The 20,191-nt window shown below is 59.8% G+C and carries 16 protein-coding genes and 1 pseudogene; 14 read left to right on the top strand and 3 right to left on the bottom strand.

Annotated elements, in window-relative coordinates; all coding sequences use genetic code 11:
• Window positions 1-62 precede the first annotated feature (62 nt).
• From EFA46_RS15455 to EFA46_RS15445, 3 genes are all read left to right on the top strand, one after another.
• Window positions 63-620, top strand: a complete 558-nt coding sequence (locus EFA46_RS15455; RefSeq protein WP_148040730.1) for a hypothetical protein — start codon at window positions 63-65, stop codon at window positions 618-620.
• A 64-nt stretch (window positions 621-684) separates the two neighbouring features.
• Window positions 685-3,009 carry a hypothetical protein gene (locus EFA46_RS15450; RefSeq protein WP_176969919.1) on the top strand — a complete coding sequence of 775 codons (2,325 nt, stop codon included), beginning with the start codon at window positions 685-687 and terminating at the stop codon, window positions 3,007-3,009.
• Entirely contained in the window at window positions 3,006-3,509 is a 504-nt protein-coding gene (locus tag EFA46_RS15445) for a hypothetical protein (protein WP_123078906.1), read from the top strand. Before EFA46_RS15450 ends, EFA46_RS15445 begins: the two co-directional genes overlap by 4 nt.
• A gap of 129 nt (window positions 3,510-3,638) precedes the next feature.
• Here the strand turns inward: EFA46_RS15445 and EFA46_RS15440 are convergent, their stop codons facing one another.
• On the bottom strand, window positions 3,639-3,887 hold the full coding sequence (locus EFA46_RS15440; protein ID WP_123078904.1) for a hypothetical protein: 249 nt from the start codon (window positions 3,885-3,887) through the stop codon (window positions 3,639-3,641).
• A gap of 202 nt (window positions 3,888-4,089) precedes the next feature.
• Complete coding sequence (locus EFA46_RS15435; RefSeq protein WP_148040729.1) at window positions 4,090-4,371, bottom strand: hypothetical protein; 282 nt, start codon at window positions 4,369-4,371, stop codon at window positions 4,090-4,092.
• Window positions 4,372-4,573: 202 nt separating this feature from the next.
• Between EFA46_RS15435 and EFA46_RS15430 the strand changes: the two genes are divergently transcribed.
• From EFA46_RS15430 to EFA46_RS15380, 11 genes and pseudogenes are all read left to right on the top strand, one after another.
• Window positions 4,574-4,924: a hypothetical protein gene (locus EFA46_RS15430; RefSeq protein ID WP_123078900.1), complete on the top strand. Its 351-nt coding sequence runs from the start codon at window positions 4,574-4,576 to the stop codon at window positions 4,922-4,924.
• Between the two features lie 401 nt (window positions 4,925-5,325).
• Window positions 5,326-9,534 carry an ATP-binding protein gene (locus EFA46_RS15425; RefSeq protein WP_123078898.1) on the top strand — a complete coding sequence of 1,403 codons (4,209 nt, stop codon included), beginning with the start codon at window positions 5,326-5,328 and terminating at the stop codon, window positions 9,532-9,534.
• Between the two features lie 522 nt (window positions 9,535-10,056).
• Window positions 10,057-12,270 (top strand): hypothetical protein, encoded by a 2,214-nt coding sequence (locus EFA46_RS15420; RefSeq protein WP_148040728.1) that lies wholly within the window; start codon window positions 10,057-10,059, stop codon window positions 12,268-12,270.
• A 178-nt stretch (window positions 12,271-12,448) separates the two neighbouring features.
• A pseudogene (locus EFA46_RS15415) lies at window positions 12,449-12,802 on the top strand (MarR family transcriptional regulator); the annotation flags it as partial.
• A 119-nt stretch (window positions 12,803-12,921) separates the two neighbouring features.
• Window positions 12,922-13,362, top strand: a complete 441-nt coding sequence (locus EFA46_RS15410) for a PIN domain-containing protein (RefSeq protein ID WP_123078894.1) — start codon at window positions 12,922-12,924, stop codon at window positions 13,360-13,362.
• A gap of 3 nt (window positions 13,363-13,365) precedes the next feature.
• Window positions 13,366-13,638, top strand: a complete 273-nt coding sequence (locus tag EFA46_RS15405; RefSeq protein WP_123078892.1) for a hypothetical protein — start codon at window positions 13,366-13,368, stop codon at window positions 13,636-13,638.
• Window positions 13,639-13,763: 125 nt separating this feature from the next.
• The gene (locus EFA46_RS15400; protein WP_123078890.1) at window positions 13,764-14,066 is read left to right on the top strand and encodes a hypothetical protein; all 303 of its coding nucleotides are present in this window, start codon (window positions 13,764-13,766) and stop codon (window positions 14,064-14,066) included.
• A 608-nt stretch (window positions 14,067-14,674) separates the two neighbouring features.
• Window positions 14,675-15,133, top strand: coding sequence for a hypothetical protein (locus EFA46_RS15395; protein WP_148040727.1), 459 nt, complete (start codon window positions 14,675-14,677; stop codon window positions 15,131-15,133).
• A gap of 422 nt (window positions 15,134-15,555) precedes the next feature.
• On the top strand, window positions 15,556-17,145 hold the full coding sequence (locus EFA46_RS15390; protein WP_148040726.1) for a hypothetical protein: 1,590 nt from the start codon (window positions 15,556-15,558) through the stop codon (window positions 17,143-17,145).
• Between the two features lie 315 nt (window positions 17,146-17,460).
• Window positions 17,461-17,706, top strand: coding sequence for a hypothetical protein (locus EFA46_RS15385; protein ID WP_148040725.1), 246 nt, complete (start codon window positions 17,461-17,463; stop codon window positions 17,704-17,706).
• A 31-nt stretch (window positions 17,707-17,737) separates the two neighbouring features.
• Window positions 17,738-19,126, top strand: coding sequence for an ATP-binding protein (locus tag EFA46_RS15380; protein ID WP_123078883.1), 1,389 nt, complete (start codon window positions 17,738-17,740; stop codon window positions 19,124-19,126).
• A gap of 104 nt (window positions 19,127-19,230) precedes the next feature.
• Here EFA46_RS15380 and EFA46_RS15375 read toward each other — a convergent pair whose 3' ends face one another.
• Window positions 19,231-19,701 (bottom strand): DUF555 domain-containing protein, encoded by a 471-nt coding sequence (locus EFA46_RS15375; protein WP_123078881.1) that lies wholly within the window; start codon window positions 19,699-19,701, stop codon window positions 19,231-19,233.
• Window positions 19,702-20,191 lie beyond the last annotated feature (490 nt).

Below are 20,191 nucleotides of genomic sequence, written 5' to 3'. Positions count from 1 at the left end.
ATGGCTTCCCTAGCGACACTCCACGACGCCGTCGAGACCCACGACGACGTCAGAATACCCTCATGACACACCCCTACCCAGAAACCCTTGCAGTACTCACTCACTGGCTCGTCCTCCTCGGGGGACCGCTGACGACCAGTAATCCGCCTCTCGATATCGCAGCCTCAGTGAGCCCATTCATTCGAGTCTCCACTGACCTCTTGCTGTCCATCGGGAGCATTCGAAGACTCAGTCTACTCGTACCCGAATTCACAGGAATAGACTTGTCAGCCGTGCTCGCCGACGTACCTACTCCAAGTCAGCTATTCGTCGACATCGGAACCACCACAGTCCTCGCTGCTCAGTCTCCCCCGCTCATTCCGCTTCAGGCTGGTGCAGACATCAGCACTCTCGTCTCGGATCTGCAAGACGCGATTCGACTCCCCGCTTGGGTTGGCCCCCTCCTCAAGTGGAGCGGTCTTATCACGATGATTCTCGGCATCATCGCGTACTTCGTCAGCCCCTCTGTGAACAACCGCCACCGTGGGTTCACGATGGCGGCCACCGGTATCGTCGTCGCACTCATCGGCTTTGCCTTCCCGACCGTCATCAACCTGATTCACCATGTCCTCTCGGGCTGATTCATCCCGAGACCCTGACGAGACGGGTTCACAGGCTCAACGGCGGGCGCAGAGGCAGCACCGAATGCGTGGCTGGCGCACACTCGTCGCGCTGTCCTGCGTGGCGACCCTTGTCCTTGCGCCCGTTACCATCGTGGCCGCAGACGGGCTCGGCTCCAGTATCGTCATCCCCAGTTCCAACCCTGGCGTCGAGAAGACCTACAACAACACCTATCGGGTTCTCGCGAGCAACGACGCCGATATTGACCTCGCGAATATCTCATACACGGGCTACTTCGAGAACGACTATCCGTTCGGCCCAGTCGAACTCAACGCCGAATCACAATCACCCTCGCAGGCCCTTCGATACGCCGCCACGCAGGACCTCTACATCCGCCAGATCACCGACTACGGTGCGATTCCCTACAAGGACCGATGGCTCCCCTACTCGACTCGCTCATCCACTGAGAAGACGCAGTTCCTTCTCGTCCACGAGTACAATACGTACGACGGCCCGAAGAGTACCGACGGAAAATGGTTCGTCCGCGTCACCAACCAGTACGGCCAGTGGCAACCCGTCTACAACGCCGAGGTTGGATGGAATACCGACACCGAAGAACACTACGTCGCGAATCCGGACGAGGCGCTCATTCACGAAGCGTACTATGGAGACACCATCGGTCGGAGTCTCCACGTCGTCGACCAATACATGGCGTACGCTGATCAACCTGATCGAGTCGCTGTCCCGATGGTGAACGGGCACGAACTCTACCCGACCAGCGACGGCGCGAGTCTCCCCCGGAAATGGGGGCAGCGCGACTTCGATACCGTTCGTGACTCCTGGGTCGGCATCACACAGGTATTCGGCAGTGTCTGGTATCGGGATAGCTACGTGTCCGGTGGCTCACCCACTCGCGGCGCCTACGTTCCCTACGATTACCGCGCTGTCACCCCACCGGATTACAGCTACCAAGACCAGTGCCGGATCAAACACTCGGCCACGCGAACCATCACGGTGAATAATACGACGCGAACCGTCACATCCAGCCACTACCACCATTACGATCGGACGAAGTGGGCGACATACGAACTCGTTGACTCGAGTGCGAAGGTAACGTCCCTCCGCCTGGACCGCCCCGGCTTCAACGGGCACTCCGAGTGGAACGAACTCATCCCGGGGACGTGGCTCGCCATCGACGGGACGACCAGCCAGAATTACGCGTACCCCCGTGGGAGATACACGCTAACCGCCACGCTCGACGTGACAACCACGGTCAAAACCCGCTGGGGAATCACGAGCTCGCGATGCAGTGAGTGGACGAAATCCAGTACGGACACCTCCACGCATACGACCCAGTACAGCGTCCCCGTGACGATCACCCACTACGACTCCCCCAACCTCAACCTCACCGTCGCCCACATTGACGGCGCCGGCGACGACCGCCTCATCATCAGATGGGACGGCGACCAGGACCTCCCGGCCGACCCGTGGACGCAACTCCACCTCGATATCAACGGGAAAACGATTGACGTCGATTCACCGTGGCGCTTCTACGGCGTCTCCCGGAACGACGAAGTCGAAGTCCGAACCGCGAGCGGAGTCTCGACACACGACGTCACCTACACGGAGGATGATCGCTGGCCAGCGATCTATCGGTATCAGACGAGCGTCGCAAACGTCACCATGGGCTTCCCACAGCAGGACGTCCAATCGCAACGCTGGGGCTGGATAACACCCCTTGCTGGGCAAGTGGCCACGCATCTTGTAGGCGCACCGCTCCCGGACGGCGTCAACGATCCCGAGAATGACGCCCCTACGGACCTCTACAGTCAGTACGTCGCCACCGTCAACTCGAACGATCTCGACACCGGTGAGGCCCTGCGAGTCGAAGGCGTGAGCACGCCCTTCGGCGCAACACTTGACGGCTCACAGATCGAGGCGTACTCCAAGCCGTACACGCCAACGATCCTCCGATTGACGGACGTCAATACGTCCTCAACGGGTGATACCCACTCGGGAACCCTCGTCCTCACCGACGACTCTGGGGGAGTACTCGCGGGGAAGACCCTGACTGTCATCCAAGGTGATGGCACGAAACAGACCGTCACCACGAACGCGACCGGGCGGGCACCGATCACGTGGGCGGGCGTCGTTGTTCATGCACGCTACGACGGCGATGTGTGGGAGACCGGCTGGGGGAACCCCTACTACAAGGGTGACAGTCTCACGCATCTGCTTCCACCGGGCGAACTCACGTTCAGTGCTGTGGGGACGGTCGGCGCGTACATCTCGGCGGCAATCAGTAACTCCCTCATCTTCGTCGAGTGGATCGCTCTCGGCATCTTCGCCGTCTGGTACGTCCGGATGCGTCGCCGTACCTCCAAGCGCCGAGGGGGCAAGCACGCATGAGTAGTGTCGGCGCCCTCGTAGAGCCTGCACTCAGACTCTACCAGACCGCGGAACTCATCGGTCGCTACGGAACACTGATTGCACTCGTCGTCGGTGTCATCGGGTGGTTCTACGCCTCGAACGACGCCCGCTCGATGGCCCGCTACCGAGCGATGGCTCTCGGTGGTGCAGCGGGGTTCATCGCGATCGTCGCCACCGACGCCATCTACGACGTCCTCGCTTTCGTCCTCGGCGACCACTTCCTGCCGGATGGCTGGCCCTACGGGGCCGTCACCGGGGCGGACGCGACGGCACTCTCCCAACTCGCGACTGGACTCAGCCTCACGCTACACGCGCTCGGCCTCACCATCTTCATCATCGGCGTGACTTGGTGGGCATTTGGAAGCCTGGCTTCGCCCGCAAATGCCCGCAGTCGGCGTAGTATCGTCATCGGCCTCACCCTCATCGGCACGAGCATCGGCGGCAACGTGTTCAGCACTCTCGCCTGGATATTCCTCTGAGCCTTCCCTATCTTTCAGGTGGGTTCACTGTCACTCACTAATGGCGACTCCACACATAGATTGTTCTTTCAGCCATTTCCGGACCGCTTGTGTGATGCTCATGCCAACCCCACATGACAGAAGTCCCTCTTAGTGAACGAATCGCTCTGCGAAGTCTTCTGCATTCCCGAACTCATTAAAAAAGTGCGTATGTTCGCCATTTTCATCTTCTGGATGCTGAACCGCCCACTCCTTTTCGGTGAGTTCTTCCATTCCAGTACCTTCTACCCGATAAATAATGACCTCCTCACCTGTGTCCTCCCTGCGCCATCCCTTCTTTGCGTTTGTGTACTCCGCGCCGTTCAGGACAGCAGTGGATAGCATCTTCCAGTTGCTCATGAGCGTACATTGAAATAGGTGAATATAACAACTGTTGATTCTGCATACCTACCTAACGACCGGTTCCGACACCCAGCTATTGAATCAAGTACTATACGGAGAATTCGTAAAGCCCTCACTTAGTGACTTAACTGGGTAGTAGCGGCCGAACGCGCACTTATGGGGTGACTTCGTGTGTGAAATCGAAGGCTGAGTGGCTGTTCTAGTCGTCTCGCTCCTCCTCGTTCTCGGGGAGTATGCGTGTCATTGATGGGATGTACTTGCTCTCGAATTCGTCGGGGGTGGGGAACTCGATCGTGTCGAGTAGCTCAGTGACCGCCTCATCGAACGTTCTGTGGACGAACGGGTCGAAGTTCTTGAACGCGGTGAGGCGCGTGTGAGTGTCTCTTCGGAGGCAGACGTTGATAGTTGCCGTAGAGGCAGTACGCTCGCCACTTTCGTCGCTGTCGGTGCTGGAGGAGCTACTGGAGCTGGTTGTAGACACGATTTTCACCTGATCGAAGAAGCGGCACTAGGAGGGTGTTCTTCTTCATGTCTGTTCAAGCGATAGTCTGAGATATACCTATCGTTGAAACACCACGAAATCCCGCTACATAACGCCAGAAGTGTGGGTACCACATTGACCACATCTGATGTGACCTACTCGACCTTATCTCTGATCGAGTCGTACCCTGGATCAGGATACAATGAACACTGCCCTTGCAATGAACTTCCTGAAGAAGCACCGCACGAGCGTTCTCATCGGTCTCCTCGCCGTGATCGTTTTCGTGGACCCCGTGGTCGCTCAAACAGCGAGAGACGGCACTTCCGGGCTTGAGGGAATCATGGCCAACCTGTACGATACAGTCCTCGCCGTGCTCAAATATGCCGGCCTCATCGGTCTCGCACTAGGCGCCATTGTGTGGCTTACTGCACGCAAGAACAGTGACCGTGCCGAGAACGGGATGTGGCTCGTGATCGGCGGAGCCAGCATGACAGTCTTCTACTTCGGGATCAACATCTTCGTGGCGCTCCTTGAGTGGATCGCAACCACGTAGTTCGCACGAGACCGACCACGCTGATAGCCCTCCTACCCCCGCTCGTTTCCGACCCCCCCTCGGGTATTCGCAGCCGGCTTCCCATCCAGATCGGGTGCGATAGTGGCTGATGAACTTGACCAACAAGCAAACTCCATGAGTACTGTAACCTTCACGGCCGAGCTATACCGAATCGCACTCTCAACTGGAACCAGACCGACTGTAGCACAGCAGTTGCTGGGTTCCGTATTCAGTCATATCTTGGAGGGAGACGGCCGGCGATGAGTTCCCCATCCAAACGGGAGGAAGAACCCGGTCATTCCGACCAGACCAATGACCACTCCAATCCACCTACGGGGATCTTCGAGAAGAAGGGCGTTGACGTCCGGCACGCACGAATCCGTGGGGGTGACACTTCGCCAATGGAAGCGGGGACAAGGACAGCACGCACCCAGAGTACGAGTATCGACGCCGAGTCGCGCGACGCTTCCGGAGAGACGTCCGACGAGCTAACGGACCTCGAAACCACTTCAGGACAAAGCAGTGACGGCGGGCGTGACGACCGCAGTACCCTCGATGAGGGCGCTGCTGTAGGTCCCGGGAAGAAACTCGGGGATCCAATCGAAGCCCGCCCGTACATCCACATCTCGCCGGCTCGCGAGCAGGTCACGCCCGGCAACATCATCGCTGGGCTCTTCGGGTTGTATCGAGCTGGAGTCACCGATACCTCGCGGTTCAACCTCAAGAACCGACTCGGCCTGAAAGACTACAAGAAGACGTTCGAGTTCGTCATCCACAAACCTCGGAGTACGAAGCGCTTCGACTTCTACCTCAGCGTAACGCCCTATGACGCGACGGCGTTCAAGACACTCGCGGCGAACGTTGCGGCGATGTACCCCGAGTCCTTCGAGTTCGAGATCGTCCCGTTCAATCCTATCGCCGCTTTCGCCAGCGGGAGCGGCAACGCACAGGTCGGGGGGCGACGCATTGCCTCGCTCGAAGATATTGGCGACCTCGAACGCCTCAGCGGATTTGAGGATCCAGACCTGTTCGAGGACCACGACATCGGACGTGGCGACGGTCCATCTGCTGAAGAAGCCGACAAGCAGCTCATCAAGAAAGGTGTCCCCCTGCGTCCTGAGGAAGTCACCGAGGACAAACGCCCCTCGCTGGTTCGCTGGAAAGGCATCTCCTCGAAGAAGAACGACTGGATGACGCTCCTACGGCCATTCAGCGACATCGCGACGGACAACGACGACCAGTATCGGTCGCCGCTCAGCGTCCTCCTCGAGCAGGCTGTGCACTCCACTGACCCGTTCATCTTCCAAGCCGTGTTCAAGCCCCGCGACGACTGGACGAGCGAAGCCGAAGTCCACAAGCGGAATCTCAAAATGGGGAACCACGGGACGTTCAGTGCCTTCAAAAACGAATTTGCCCGCCAGCTGTTCGGTACGTCAGAACAGGAACGCCGGAACATCCACCGGGGGGATATCTCCGAACAGGTCGGCGGGACGGTTACCGCCGGCGACACCAACAAGATCACCGGCTCGCGGATGGCCCAAATCGACCACAAACAGCCCACGACGACGTTCGACCTCACGCTCCGTGCCGCGTGCAACGAACAGACCATCCAGAGTATCTCGAACGCATTCACGAGTCTGTCCGGGCCGTACTATGGAATCGAAGGCGACCTCCTGGGTAGCAGCGATACCGAGTTCGCTGCGCTCTGTCACGCTCGACTTGCATCCTCGAGCGGGCTCTCCGGGCGCTTCAGCAAAGGAGACCCCATCCTCTGTGCCTCTCCCGATGAACTCGCGAACTTCGTTGTCGTGCCGCACACGGACGCACTCCCGCGTGCGAGTCGCGGCTCCTCTGGTGGGTCACCCGACGCTCGCTCGCCGCTCACCGCGACCGACGAGGACCTCCTCTCCCAGTATAATCACGGGATGCACATCGGCTACGCCGAGACTGCCGTCGACAACCGCCCAGACATCCCGATTAGCCTCTCCGCCGAGCAGCTCACCCATCACGTGATGCGGGCTGCCACGACGGGCGGCGGGAAGACGACGGCGATGATTAACGACGCCCTCAGCGCCTACGAGTCGTTCGACGGCCCCATCTTCGTCCTCGACAAGAAGGGCGGCTCGATGGCCACGGACTACAAGCGCGCTCACTTCAACACATTCGGGAACCTCGACGACGTCCTCCACATCCCCGTCCCGGGACCGAACGACGAGGTTCTCGCGTTCCCCTACTTCGACATTCGCCCGCAACTCGCCGCCGGCGTCAGCCGAACGGTCGCGGTCCAAGAGAAAATCGATCGCTACAACGAACTCCTCGTGTACGTCCTCGGCCGAGAGATGGCTGACCAAGCGTTCGTCGCCCAAGAAATCCTCAACAGCCTCATCAAAGCAATGTTCGATCCTGTCCACGGCAAGGACGCCTGGCCCATTAGTGACCTCCTCATGGCCGCGATGGAGATGCAGAAACTCGGTAGTCAGGATGAACGAATCCAAGCCCAAGGCAAGCTTCCGGACGTGAGCGACGAGACCCTCGCTCAAACCCTTCAGCGCCACGTCGACGCCGACCGTCAGCGATTCATGACCTCGATCGATGCGGTGATGAATCGGATCACCAAACTCGCCGAGCGATCGTTCATCTGGCGGATCCTCAACTTCGTCCCCGAGTGGGACGAGGAAAATGGGCATTACGCCCACCAGTCGCCGATGTTCGATATTCAGGACATCCTCGCGAGCAAGCGTGTCGTCCTCATCGATACCGGCGACCTCCGACCCGCCTCAAGCAACCTCTTCACGTTCATGTTGCTTGATTACATCTGGTCGGGCGCTCGACTCCGGCACCGCCTCGGGAAGACGCCTTCTGTCAGCGATGGCTACGTCATCAACCTGATCATCGACGAGGCCGCACCCCTTCTGCAATCTGAGCTCGTCCGCGACGACATGATTCCTGACGGCCGTGAGTTCGGCCTCGCGCTCGAGGTGATCATGCACTTCGCCGAACAGGTGAAAGCCGACGCGCTCGACGTCTCCTCCTACAAGGAGATTCTGCGTAACATCAATACGAAACTCATCGGAAAACTCGCTGTCGACGACGAACTCGTGATGACGCTATTCCACGAGGGTATCGAAGACGAGGAACTCATTGATCGGATCACGTCCCTCCCGCGTGGGGAGTGGGTCGCCCAACTCCCAGACACGGGCTTCATGACCGACATCCCTGAACTCGTCACACTCCTCCCGGTCGGCATCCCTGCCGGCCACAGCAGTTCGGACAACCCCATACGCGACGATTCAGTCTCACCGTATGGCGATTCCTTCAATGAGGTCGACGCGAAGAAGACACGCCAAACGCGAGACGACTACTGTCTCCAACCGGGAAGCAACACGAATGCGTCCGCCGAACAGCTCTCAGTCTCCACCGAGAAAGACGATGAGGCTGGCGCTGCTGATCTTGGCAGAGACACCGACGTTGGGGGCGACACCGAAGATGGAGATGATGTGTGGCAGACTAAGCGGAATACGGCAACTCAAGTCGGGACGGGATCGAGGGCGTCACCCCGCTCGAACGGGGACACTCAGGCCGGTAATTCGAGTCGACCCACCCCGCCTGTGGACGACCTCACGGACGACTTTGGTTCACGTCGCGCCGACACCGCAGGTAACAGCGACTCAGAGGTAGAAACGACGGCTAACAGTGCCAGCCAGGATTCGGTAAGCGATCTGGAAGATCGGGTTAACGAGGTCCTCTATAACGGGACTGACCCAACCAGTACGGCCGGAGACGAAACCGTCGGTGAACACGCTGGGGCAGCAGAAGAATCGACCCGCACTGATGGAGCAGGAGCGGCCACTGCCAGTACCCCGGATGCCGAGCCTGGAGACCGGGAAGATACCCGGGTCGGCGACGTTGATTCAGTCCGAGAAAAGAATCTGACAGCTCAGGAGCAGCAGTTCCTCACAGCTGTCGTGACGACAGTCAACGGTCGCCACCCCAAGTTCGATATCCTCGATACGATGGAGCGGATAAACAGTCACTTCCCTGATGTAGATGTTGAACGCCTCATCGATCTCGGCTACCTCGAGAAGTCGACTGAGAATCTCCGCGTCTACTACACCGCCACCGAGGACGGTCAGCGTGCGTGTGGGACACGCGTCGCATTCGGTGAGGACCAGGGGGACGTGAACGAAAAGACGTACCACAAGGTAATGGTCGAGGCACTCGCTCGCACACTCGCAAACGACGAGAATCAGCAGTATTTCGTCAAGAGATATGCCCCGATATTCGGGACCGACGTGAAGCCCGATGTCGTCGCGTTCAGAGACGAGAAGCCAGCTGTGATCGGAGAGGCAATCTCGAACGTCCGCCACGAACACATTATCAAGCACTACGAGGACTTCAGCCGCTTTGACGTCGAGAAGAAAATCTGGGTCGTCCCGAACCTCTCAGGAGCAAAGAATATCACACGTGCCCTGCACAACGCGGGGCTGATCGACGAAGTACCCGCCGAACGAAACAGTCGCTCTTACGCCGACATTACCCGTGCAACTTGGGGCGATGACAGCGAGTGGCAGTTCGTTGGTGTCGCAAATCTCCTCGATGAACTCCAGTAGCCATCTTCGGCGATGCGCGCAAAGTGTGCGCATTCTGTGCGCGGGCAGTAAGGGGCTTCTCCCTCCCGAATCAGGGTCCAATAAGGCGACCCCACCGTTACAACTTAGCGCAACCGGCCAAATCGGCTTAGAGACTCTAAAAGGCTCTCTTGAACTTCTATTTGGGACCGGTCATTTCGAGGTGGGTTCGAGGGTCCGCAAATCCGCGCAAAATCCGCGCATGGCGCGCACAGAGAGTAACAGGCTTCTACCCCCAGAACCCGGGCTTCGCGTGACGCCCTCACCGTTACAACTTTGCGCACGCGTGCAGAACGCTTTAGAGATACTATCGACCGATATGGCAACTCTATTCGGCCCTTCCGATGCTACATATCATAGTATTGGGTGGGAGTGGGGCACTGATGTTGCGCAAATCCCGTGCGGGGTATCGGTTTCCCCTCCATCTGGGCTGAGATCGAGTACTCGGGTTTCTTTCGCCCGCCGTCGAGCGGCGACGTCCGCTCTCCCCCTCACGATGAGATCATGATTACCATAGACGTAACAAACGATGCAATCCCCGACACGATCCGCACCATCGAGAACTGGATTCTCTGGCGCGAAGGACAGCGCGACGGGAAACCTACCAAGATCCCGACGAAACCATATCGGACGAGCGGTGACATCAACTGTGACGTCACCAACCCCGACCATCGCCGCGACTTCGACACCACTTGGGCCAGCTTCAACGACTCCCGGGTAACTGGTGATGGCCTCGGATTCGTCTTCACCGACGACGTCTCCATCACCGGTGTCGACCTCGATAAATGTCGTGACCCTGAAACCGGAGCCCTCGAAGAATGGGCGCTCGATATCATCGACCGACTCGACTCATACACGGAGGTGTCGCCCTCCGGTACAGGTGTTCATATCCTCGTGGGGGGAGAGCTCACCGCCGGCGGCAACCGGCGGGGTCGTGTCGAGATGTATGACTCTGACCGCTACTTCACGGTGACCGGCGCGCATCTTGATGAAACGCCCACGGAGATTCGGACCTGTCAGGATGATTTAGACGCTGTCCACCGCATGTACATTCGTGGTGAGACTACCTCTGATGGGCAGCAGAGTCTCGCCGAGACTGCTACGACCGATACCTCAGATCGTGGGGATAATCGAGGCGGTCGGCGTCCCACCGAACCCGCAGGCCGGCAGAGTGAGAGTGCACTCGTTGAGCGCTACGGTGATGCCGTCAGGAGCATTCGCGACCCAGCGGTGAAAGACGCGCTTGAGCGGGTGCAGACGAAGCACCTCCCGCCCGTCTGTCCCAGTACATTCGACGACCTTGCGGGGCCCGGTGTCGAACTATCAGATAGCAAACTTTTGATCCGGATGTATGACTCTCGGGGTGGTGAGCGAAAACGGCGACTCTACGAGGGGGACTCCTCGATGTGGGGGTCTCACGACGCCGACTACCCGAGCCAGTCAGAGGCAGATATGGCGCTCGTTCATACTCTCGCGTTCTGGACCGGGAAAGATCCTGATCGGATGGATGCGCTCTTTCGGAACTCCGGGTTGATGCGCGTCAAGTGGGATGACCCCCACTACGCGAGTGGCGCGACGTACGGCGCCGTCGCGCTCGCCCGTGCGCTCCTCCGTGTGGACGACCACTATGAGCTCCCGAGTGAGGAAGGCGTGAAATTCTCGAAGGCCGACGGGCCAACGACGACGGCCACGACCACCAGCGACACCGATACTGGAGCGCTCTCGGACGACGCGTCATCCTCAACCGCCTCCCAGCAGTCCCAGGAGGCCGCTGGATCGGTCGGGGCATCTGCCGCGAGTGATGCTGTGTCTCCACCGACCGCGGGCGCTCCGAGCGTACCAGGCCCGCTGCACACGGACGACGCCGCAGACACCGCCGAGAATGCTCCCGACGCCCTCCTCGACGCCGACGACGACGACGAGAACGAACAGACGGACGGGGATGCGAGCGGACCCGTGGACGGAAATGGGGATGCCTCGGGTGCCGGCGTTGACGCCGTCGCGGACGCCCCCACGGGACAGTCGGCGTCGACGACCACGCCCGACGCTACCGGGCAGTCCGACGCTGCTCCCGGTGGAGATGTGACTCCGGGGGGCGTTGAGCCCGCTGCACCCGATGGGACGGATACTGACCCCGACCTCGACGACAGTACCCAGCGGATGATGACCGAGTCTGTCGCGAAGGCTGGGCCTGAGTGGTCGCGGACTAACCCCACGCTCGTGGAGGACGAGAAACATGCCACCGATTGGACCGTCGGGCCCATCGAAGGGCGTTCGCCCACCGCGCAAGCGATGAAAGTCGCTCGTGAGGACAACCGGGTTCTCGCGCGGTATCAGAACCGCCTCGAGGAGCGCCTCCGTCGACTCCAAGACGTCGAGGAGGAGCGTGACCGCTACAAGTTCACCGCCGAGACCTACCTCAAGGCGATGGACGAGCTCATGGGAGAGCGCGAACGCTACCGTACCCAGCTCAGGCAGGCCGGCCTTCTCTCGACGGCGGATTCCGACCTCCCCGATGACCCAGTGAAGCGACTCGAACAGATTCTTCGCCCACTGATTCGCCGTGAAGACCCCACGACGGCGACCGAGACACTCATCGGACTTGACGCCGTCCTCCGCGAGTACGAAGAAGCGAATGAGCAAATTCAGGCTGACGAACGCGAACGCCGTATGCAGACCGGCTTCCTCTCTCGTTTCTTCAGATCGAACCACCGATAGTCTATCCCCACTGGCAAAGTGGTTTTTCAGCATTGCTGTGCGCCTTGACAGACAGTCGGCAATCGCTTCTCCCCTGTCGTGTGACGGCCTCAGACTGCTTCGTCAATCCCGAGATAGGTACAAATACTTCGCAACAAACACCCAAATACCTATGGACCAACAGAACCAACAATTGACCATGTCGGGTGGTGCGATCGATATCGACGAGTTCGAGAATGCCGACGAGGACGAGTTCGAGGAGCGAAACGACACCGAGCGGATCGTACTGTTCCTCGACGAGCACGATGATCGAGCGTGGAAAGCGGTGACGATCGCGGAGCGTCTCGGATTGGATACGGACGCTGTCAGCGCGATCCTCTCGAGGCTGAAGGGACGCGGTCTCGTGCGACATAAGCGTCCGTACTGGGCGATTACAGACGACGAGGAGCGACTCCAATCTGCCTACCGACTCCACCAGCACCACCAGGCTGCGGACGAGGAGTACGGCGAGGAAGATCTGGAGGAACTACGGACAGAGGAGATGGAGGAACTGCACGGCATCCATTCCGGCGACCACGAGTCCGGTGAGGTGCTGGCGAAGGTTCGCGAGACGAAGGACGAGGAGAAGAGCCGCGAGGACGAGCGATTCGATCGTCTACGGCCGTCTGAGGAATGAGCGGCACCTACGTGTTCAACACTGAGGCGCTCATCGCCTTTCTCTACGACGAACCCGGCCACGAGCGGGTGGCCGATCTCCTTGACGAGGTCGAAGCCGGCGAGGCCAAGGGCTTGCTCTCGGAGATCAACGCGAGCGAGGTGTACTACCTTGTCGCCCGTTTCGAGGGTACCGACGAGGACAAGCCGACGCCGGCGTCGCTCCGGGTTGCCGATTGGGACGTTCGGACACTCACACGCTGCGGTCTCGTAATCGAGCAGGTGGATTGGCGGCTCGCAGGCGAGGTGAAGGTTGACGGACGCATCTCGATAGCAGACGCCTATGGAGTGGCGCTGTCCCACGATCGCGACGCAACGTTCCTCGCCGGCGGAGACGACGACTTCGACGCGCTCCCGGTCGACGTCGATGTCGAGCGATTCCGCAACCACGGGGTGTAACCGATGGCTGACGACGACACCGACGCACTCGAGCAGGTGGCCGCGGCCATCGAGCAGAGCGACCTGAGCGATGAGGATGTCGAAGAGCTTCGGGTGCTGCTCGGAAAGATCGACGACGAACTCGGCGTCTACCACGACATCGGAGACCTGTTCTCGCTCGGCGGGCGGGGCTACAAGCGGGTGATTCGCGCCCCCGACGGCGTCGGCTCCATTCGTCGGTACTTGGACTGGCGCGAGGAACAGCGCGAGCAGCTGGCCCAACAGCGAGAGACGTAGCCACTCGTTCTTCTCGAAGGCAAGCTCCGTTCGGGCGCTGGCGCCGCACTCACGAACAGCCCAATCTCCACGTTCCGTGCTTTCGACGTGGGTATTGGTTCCCCAAGGGGGGTGAGGGTTTCGAGATGACTAACAGCCAGTCCGACGAGCGGAGCATCGACACCGACCACACGGCCGAGCGCGATCCCGTCAGCGTGACGTTCAAGACGGGCGAGGAACCCGAGTTCCGCAAGCCCGATCACGACCCGCACGGCGAAACCTTCGCCGCAGTCAGTCATTCCTTCGCGTCCTGCGACGGTGGGTGCGGGACGAGCGGCCTGATCCCGACTGCACTCCTCGAAGACGCCGATGGCCTCACCGGGTGGCCGCCGTTCGACATCCTCTGTGAATCCTGTGCGGACGCCGTCGTTCGCGACGACTCGTTCTGACGATGGTAGGGGAAGAATCCTACACTGCGACAGTAGATGGTCAAACCGTTAGATGTAGTGCGATTACTGAACGTTCGATACAGCAATGGCACGGCTCATCCGCAGCTAAACGCTACTGGAACCCCCACCAAACTATAGTATCATTGCCATACGACTAGCTCATATGGATGCCGTCGTGAGATTCGCAGCAGAGTACGTCCTGCTTAGTGCCGCAATAGGAATTACAGGGTTGATACTGTTATTGGCATTTACCTCTCCCTCACTAGTGATGATCGTGTTGTTCGCTATCGGCATCGTATTCATCGGGTATTATTATTTGAACTATTGGAGGTAATACGAGGCGGAAATGAAGGAGAGAGGTGAAGCGCCGACGAGCCCCTCTCGGTGTGCACCGCTGTGTCAATCACTGGACGAGGTCGGTGGATCACTATTAGATTCAGAGAGACTACTGAACGGTTGATTCTGATGTGGCAACAAATACACAGAATATATACTCAAGCAAGTCAAACAGCTATCAGAATGCGACGAGCCCCTCCAGACGTTCGTAGTCGTGTGCCTCGTGATTCTCGCAGGATGTGCAACAAATGGGCAAACGAAGATGCTTAGATATGGCAGCCACGATAACAGTCCGCATCTCAATCGTTATCGGTGTAGCGTTACTCGTTGCCGGCGGCGGTATCTATGGGTATGGGGCCTATGATTCAGCGACGATCGACCGGAAGGCGGGAATCGACGTGGCTCCCACATCCCAAACCAATACGACAGCGACGGACTTCTCTGACCTTCCACGGGAGCAACAGGCGCTATTCTTACTCGCGGTTGAGCCCGGCCAAGACGGACGGTTTATGACCACCGATGAAGAGTTACAGGAGCGCATTTCAGAACTACCCTACTCCGTTCGGTACAATTCGACAATCTACGACGTTTCCAGGGTTCACGTTGACGTTGCGAGTTCTCTCTTCCAGCCATTTGGAATGTTCGTCACCGGTATTGGTGGCGTCGTCTTACTCGGGGCAGCAGCAAGCTCTACTTTCCGACGAATACAAGGCAACAAAATAAGCAGATAAGTTCGCACACGTACCTAACGAGCGATTTCCGGAGAGGGAGCCGTCGAAACAAGCGCCTCCGAAAGGATCTACGGCCACCTCCGTTCTAGGTTCCCGAACGGATTCTATGGCGAGCCCTTCGACGATCCGTGGTTTCCATTCTCCTCGCTTCCGACGTGGGTATTAGTCCCCAAAGGGGGTGAGGGAAGTGAGAGAGGGCGCGACGACGACGTCGTCCGTCTTCTCGACATCCGATCCCACGAGTGAGTCGGTGTGAGTGATACCGATCCGTTGGCACTCCGCTGACGGCGACGGCGGTTGTCCTGCGTGCGTCTCCCGAATGTATTGGCCCCCAAAGGGGGGTGAGGGAGAGCGGGTGGGGCGAGGCGCGTTCTCGTTCTGTCCTGACTCGTGAGAATCCCCTCAGAGAGAACTAGACTACTATGAGTGCAAACTCCAACCTCAGCGTGGAGCAGCGTGCGGCAGACATCAGCGGCAAGTTCGGCGAGATGGGCGTGGACGTGCCGGCGTCGACCGTCCAGGAGCGAATCGCGGCCATGCAGGAGTTCAGCGTCCCCCTCGAGGAGGCGACGACGACGACAGTTCGCACCCTCACGACGGAGTACGGCCTCGACGACGGCCACCTGTCCGAGGACATCTCGGCCCTCGCTGGCTTCGGTGGGGCCGCGAGTGGGTCGCACGCCTTCGAGCGCGTCATGCTCGGCGACATCGCGGACCTCGGCCCCGAGGAATGGGTGGACGTCCGCGCACAGGTGGTCGACCTCTGGGAGCCCAAGCACGACTCCATGCGACAGGTCGGCCTCATCGGTGATGAGACGGCGCAGATGAAGTTCGTCGTCTGGCAGAAGAATACCGAGAGCCTGCCCACGCTCGAAGCGGGTGTCACCTACGACATCGCCTCGGCGATCACGAACGAGTACGAGGGCAAGTACTCGCTCTCGCTCAACAAAGCCAGCGAGGTCACCGAGTCCGACGCCGAAGACGTCGTCGAGCCCACCGACGGGAAGACGCGAGCGACGGGCACGCTCGTCGCGCTCGAAGACGGCAGTGGCCTCATCAAGCGCTGCCCACACGAGGACTGCACGCGCGTCGTCCAGAACGGGCGGTGCTCCGAACACGGCGAGGTCGATGGCGTGTTCGACCTTCGCCTCAAGGCGATCCTTGACGACGGTGAGCGCACGATCCGAGCGCTGTTCAACGCCGAGATGACCGAAGCCATTAGTGGACTCTCGCTCGAGGCGGCGAAGGAACAGGCAGCAGAAGCCCTTGATGCGAGCGTCGTCGGCGTAGAACTCCGTGCCTCGCTCATCGGGACGACCTTCGACGTCCGCGGCCCGGTTGTCGGCGAGTACTTCCTCGTGGACGAAGCGGTCGAGACGGGCTACTCAGCGGACAATCCCGGCCTCAGTGACCCGGCTATCGCCCCAGCTGTCACGCAGCGCCAGCCCGCGAAACGCCTGTTCGCCGAAGAACTCACACAGGCCACCCACTCGTTCACCCGCCCCGAAGACGAGGGCGATGACCGAGCGCCGAATTTCACGCTCCTGCCGAGTGGGGAAGCCGCCAATCGCGTGTTCGTCGTCGGGACGCTCATCGAAACCGCCGACGTCGGGAGTGATGCCGAATTCTGGAAGGGGCGCGTGATGGCTGCTGGTGCGGCCGTGAACCTCTACGCCGGGCAGTATCAGGCCGAGGCGCTGGACGTGCTCCGGTCGGCCGAGACGCCGTCGTACGTCGCGGTGGTCGGGAAGATCCACCACTACGAGACAGAGTACGGCGTGAACATCTCCATCCAACCCGAGTCCATCACGGCCGCCGACCGCGACGCCCGCGACTCGTGGGTGGCCGAGACCATCGACGCGACTCAGAAGCGCCTTGGCGCGCTCGCCAGCGGCGACTCCGAGGCCACCGACGCCGTCCAGTCGGTCTACCAGTCGGACGTCTCCGACATTGAAGCCGCCGTCGAGGCGGCCGTCGAGGATATCGCGCCTGACCCCGTTCCCGCCCAATAGGAATAGGGGAGCGGGCTTCCCCTTCCTCTCGGAGGCGTCTACAGACGCTTGCACGCCTTTCCCGGTCAACTCACACCCCCCAGGAGGCGAGGGTCTATCGTTTCCGCTTCCGCCCCGGCCTCGCTTCGCTCGGCCGGTTACCGGCGCCGCTCCTCAAAGTCTTAGATAGATGGGTCGCCACCGACGGCGAGTATTGGTTCCCCAAGGGGATGAGGGAGTCAAGCAGCGCAGCGAGCTCCGCCGACGATTCTCGATTTGTCAGCGGTGTGGCCGTGCGCCGCCGACCAGCCTTGACTCACCTACGACCACTTCACCATGCCTGTCCGATACGCAACTCCCGTCAACGTACCTCTTCTGACCGTCACCGTCTTCTCGATGTGGATCACCGCCTATGTCGGGATGCTGTTCCTTGCAGTTGACCCGCTGTTCACCACGACCGGGCTCTGGCTCGTGTGCGTCGGTGGCTTCGCGTTTTCAATCTCTGTTTCACTTCTCTTGGGGGAGAGCTGTATCACCAATCTTCGACGGATGATCGTTGTCGCGAAGAAACCCACATACTGATTATGCAGGAGATAATATTATCGCGTGCATAATGATTGACCGGGCGGCAGAGACCGACTGGCTCCATTCACACCTCTCCGATAGCGACGAACAACTGCTTGTCCTCTATGGCCGACGACGCGTCGGGAAGACGACGCTTGTCACGTCCGTCCTCGAGACACTCGAGAGATCTACGTTCTACTACCTCTGTGACGAACGTGGAACCAGTCAGAACGCACGCCGATTCGCAGAACAGTGTGCTGACACCCTCGACGATATCCCGCCTGACGTCGACGGCTTTGTTGACGCCTTCGAGTACCTCGCACGTCGCCTCGACGACCCTGCCGTTGTCGCCCTCGACGAGTTCTCATACCTCGTTGACGAAGACGAAACCATCCCGTCGGTCTTCCAAACCGTGGTTGACGAGATTCTCGCCGGGACCGGTATCTCGCTCGTCCTCCTCGGCTCGTCCATCTCGATGATGGAGGAAGGCGTCCTGAGTTACGAAAGCCCGCTCTATGGTCGTCGAACGGGCCAGTGGCGGATGGAACCGATGTCGTTCGGCGATGCCACTGGATTCTTCCCGGACTACGACCCGATCGAACTGATCGAAGCCTACAGCATCCTTGGCGGGGTTCCGGCCTACCTCGAACAGTTCGACTCCAACCTTGCGGTCCTCGAAAACGTTGAATCTTCGATCCTTTCGAAAGGGGCGTTCCTCTACGAGGAACCCGAATTCCTGTTACGCCAAGAACTCAGGGAACCAACGACGTATATGGCGATTCTGGAGGCTATCGCCAGTGGAGCAACTCGGGTTAGCGAGATTGGGAACGAAATCGGGCGGGACGCGAGTTCGATCTCTAGGTATCTCCAGAATCTCACACGCATTGCACTCGTTGAACGCGAGACGCCCGTCACCGACCCTGACGGGCGCGCAGTCTACCGTATCACTGACCAGTTCCTCCGTTTCTGGTTTCGGTACGTGCTCCCGAACCGCGCGACGCTTGAACAGGGGCACACCGAGCCCGTGCGCGACGCGATCGAAGAAACGCTTTCCGAACACACGAGCTGGACATTCGAAGACGTGTGCCGACAAGCCGTCCGAACGGCTGCATTTCCTGTCTCCTGTTCCCGCGTTGGCCGCTGGTGGTACGGCGAGGACGAGGTGGACGTTGCTGGCGTCAACGAGCAGACGGACACGCTCTTACTCGGCGAGTGCAAGTGGACCAGCGATGCGGTCGGGCGTGGACTCCTCCGTGACCTCGAAGCGCTCGAAAGCGAGGTTCGCTGGCATGGGACCGACCGATCCGTCGTCTACGCGCTCTTCGCGAAAGAAGGATTCACAGCACAATTACGGACCATCGCTGCCGAACGCGACGACCTCTGGCTGTTCACGCCGGCAGAAACCCTCAATCTGTTCGATCGACCGCGAGCAGATTGACCAGGGCTCCAGCGCGGCCTGTGTGTCCATCGAGTGATCACAACCCCCCGTGTGGGAATCTCCCTGACGCTTGGCCGCAGACACCGCCTCCTCGCACTCTGCCGTCACGAGACCTCTTTGAGGTTCAAGGACTCTCTTTCGGGGATCTCCCTAGCTTCTGCCTCATACTCTGGGGTTGCGTCTGTCTCCGTCTCCACGTTCCTCTCCGAGGTCGCGCGTCGTACCCCCAGCACGGTCAGTGGAATGTCTTTCATTCGCTGGCCCAGTTCGCGCTTTGCGACGCGCGAGCTCTCCTCGCCTGATTCCCCCGGAAACTGCGCTACGACCGTCAGGACCACGAGTGCGAAATCCGTCGTTGAGAGTGCGGCCTCATACTCATACCCGCAGGAGGGACATGCCACATCCTGAACGACGATTTCGGAGTACCGTGCCGACGTCTGATTCACCCTCTTGCCGACCTCTGAAACCGCGATGTTGATCGCGTCCTGCACGCCCGTCGTGCCCGCGACCACCCACGGAACCGAAATCTGCACCTCAAACCACGTCCCCTCGTCCCCGTTCCCCCACGTCGTCATCGACCCACCTTCGCCTCGAACCGCCACAGATCTGCCGCCAGTCGTCGCGCTATCGCCGTCGCTCTTGCGGGGTGTATCGAGGTCATCTCGTCTCTTCTACCCTGTCCAGTCAAGGCATCCGTCGACTCACCACCGGCTTACAGCCAGCTCGGAGCCGATATCCCCACCGTGGAGGGGTGTCTCTGTAGCTCTCCGTAAGGGCCGAGCAGATATGAGGCTTAGCCGACCACATCCAATGTAGTACTACATCGACTACATCTCTCTCCCACGAGACCGACTAGGGCACAGACCGCGGCGTGGGGGATGGCCCCCGATCCCACAGTTCGCGACTACACGTTACAAACTGCACTCGTTCGCCTCGCTCGTCGGGTCTACTGTCGTTCTCGAAAGAGAGTTGAGTTGGAATTCTGAGTTCTGTTGCGTGGAACTCGGGGGGTGCTAGGGTTCGCTACGGGTCGGGTCGACAGTACGACATCGTGGTAGTCTCCGT

This window comes from Halarchaeum sp. CBA1220 (genome assembly GCF_003721175.2).
GTDB classification, from domain to species: Archaea; Halobacteriota; Halobacteria; order Halobacteriales; family Halobacteriaceae; genus Halarchaeum; species Halarchaeum grantii.
Note: the sequence above shows the minus strand (reverse complement) of the source record. Positions and strands in the feature narration are given on the sequence as shown.

What these genes read in the sequence shown, in the direction of transcription:
- EFA46_RS15455 (WP_148040730.1), top strand. Translation starts at nt 63, where the DNA reads ATGACACACCCCTACCCAGAAACCCTTGCAGTACTCACTCACTGGCTC.
- EFA46_RS15450 (WP_176969919.1), top strand. Translation starts at nt 685, where the DNA reads ATGCGTGGCTGGCGCACACTCGTCGCGCTGTCCTGCGTGGCGACCCTT.
- EFA46_RS15445 (WP_123078906.1), top strand. Translation starts at nt 3,006, where the DNA reads ATGAGTAGTGTCGGCGCCCTCGTAGAGCCTGCACTCAGACTCTACCAG.
- EFA46_RS15440 (WP_123078904.1), bottom strand. Translation starts at nt 3,887, where the DNA reads ATGAGCAACTGGAAGATGCTATCCACTGCTGTCCTGAACGGCGCGGAG.
- EFA46_RS15430 (WP_123078900.1), top strand. Translation starts at nt 4,574, where the DNA reads ATGAACACTGCCCTTGCAATGAACTTCCTGAAGAAGCACCGCACGAGC.
- EFA46_RS15425 (WP_123078898.1), top strand. Translation starts at nt 5,326, where the DNA reads ATGGAAGCGGGGACAAGGACAGCACGCACCCAGAGTACGAGTATCGAC.
- EFA46_RS15420 (WP_148040728.1), top strand. Translation starts at nt 10,057, where the DNA reads ATGATTACCATAGACGTAACAAACGATGCAATCCCCGACACGATCCGC.
- EFA46_RS15410 (WP_123078894.1), top strand. Translation starts at nt 12,922, where the DNA reads ATGAGCGGCACCTACGTGTTCAACACTGAGGCGCTCATCGCCTTTCTC.
- EFA46_RS15405 (WP_123078892.1), top strand. Translation starts at nt 13,366, where the DNA reads ATGGCTGACGACGACACCGACGCACTCGAGCAGGTGGCCGCGGCCATC.
- EFA46_RS15400 (WP_123078890.1), top strand. Translation starts at nt 13,764, where the DNA reads ATGACTAACAGCCAGTCCGACGAGCGGAGCATCGACACCGACCACACG.
- EFA46_RS15395 (WP_148040727.1), top strand. Translation starts at nt 14,675, where the DNA reads ATGGCAGCCACGATAACAGTCCGCATCTCAATCGTTATCGGTGTAGCG.
- EFA46_RS15390 (WP_148040726.1), top strand. Translation starts at nt 15,556, where the DNA reads ATGAGTGCAAACTCCAACCTCAGCGTGGAGCAGCGTGCGGCAGACATC.
- EFA46_RS15385 (WP_148040725.1), top strand. Translation starts at nt 17,461, where the DNA reads ATGCCTGTCCGATACGCAACTCCCGTCAACGTACCTCTTCTGACCGTC.
- EFA46_RS15380 (WP_123078883.1), top strand. Translation starts at nt 17,738, where the DNA reads ATGATTGACCGGGCGGCAGAGACCGACTGGCTCCATTCACACCTCTCC.
- EFA46_RS15375 (WP_123078881.1), bottom strand. Translation starts at nt 19,701, where the DNA reads ATGACGACGTGGGGGAACGGGGACGAGGGGACGTGGTTTGAGGTGCAG.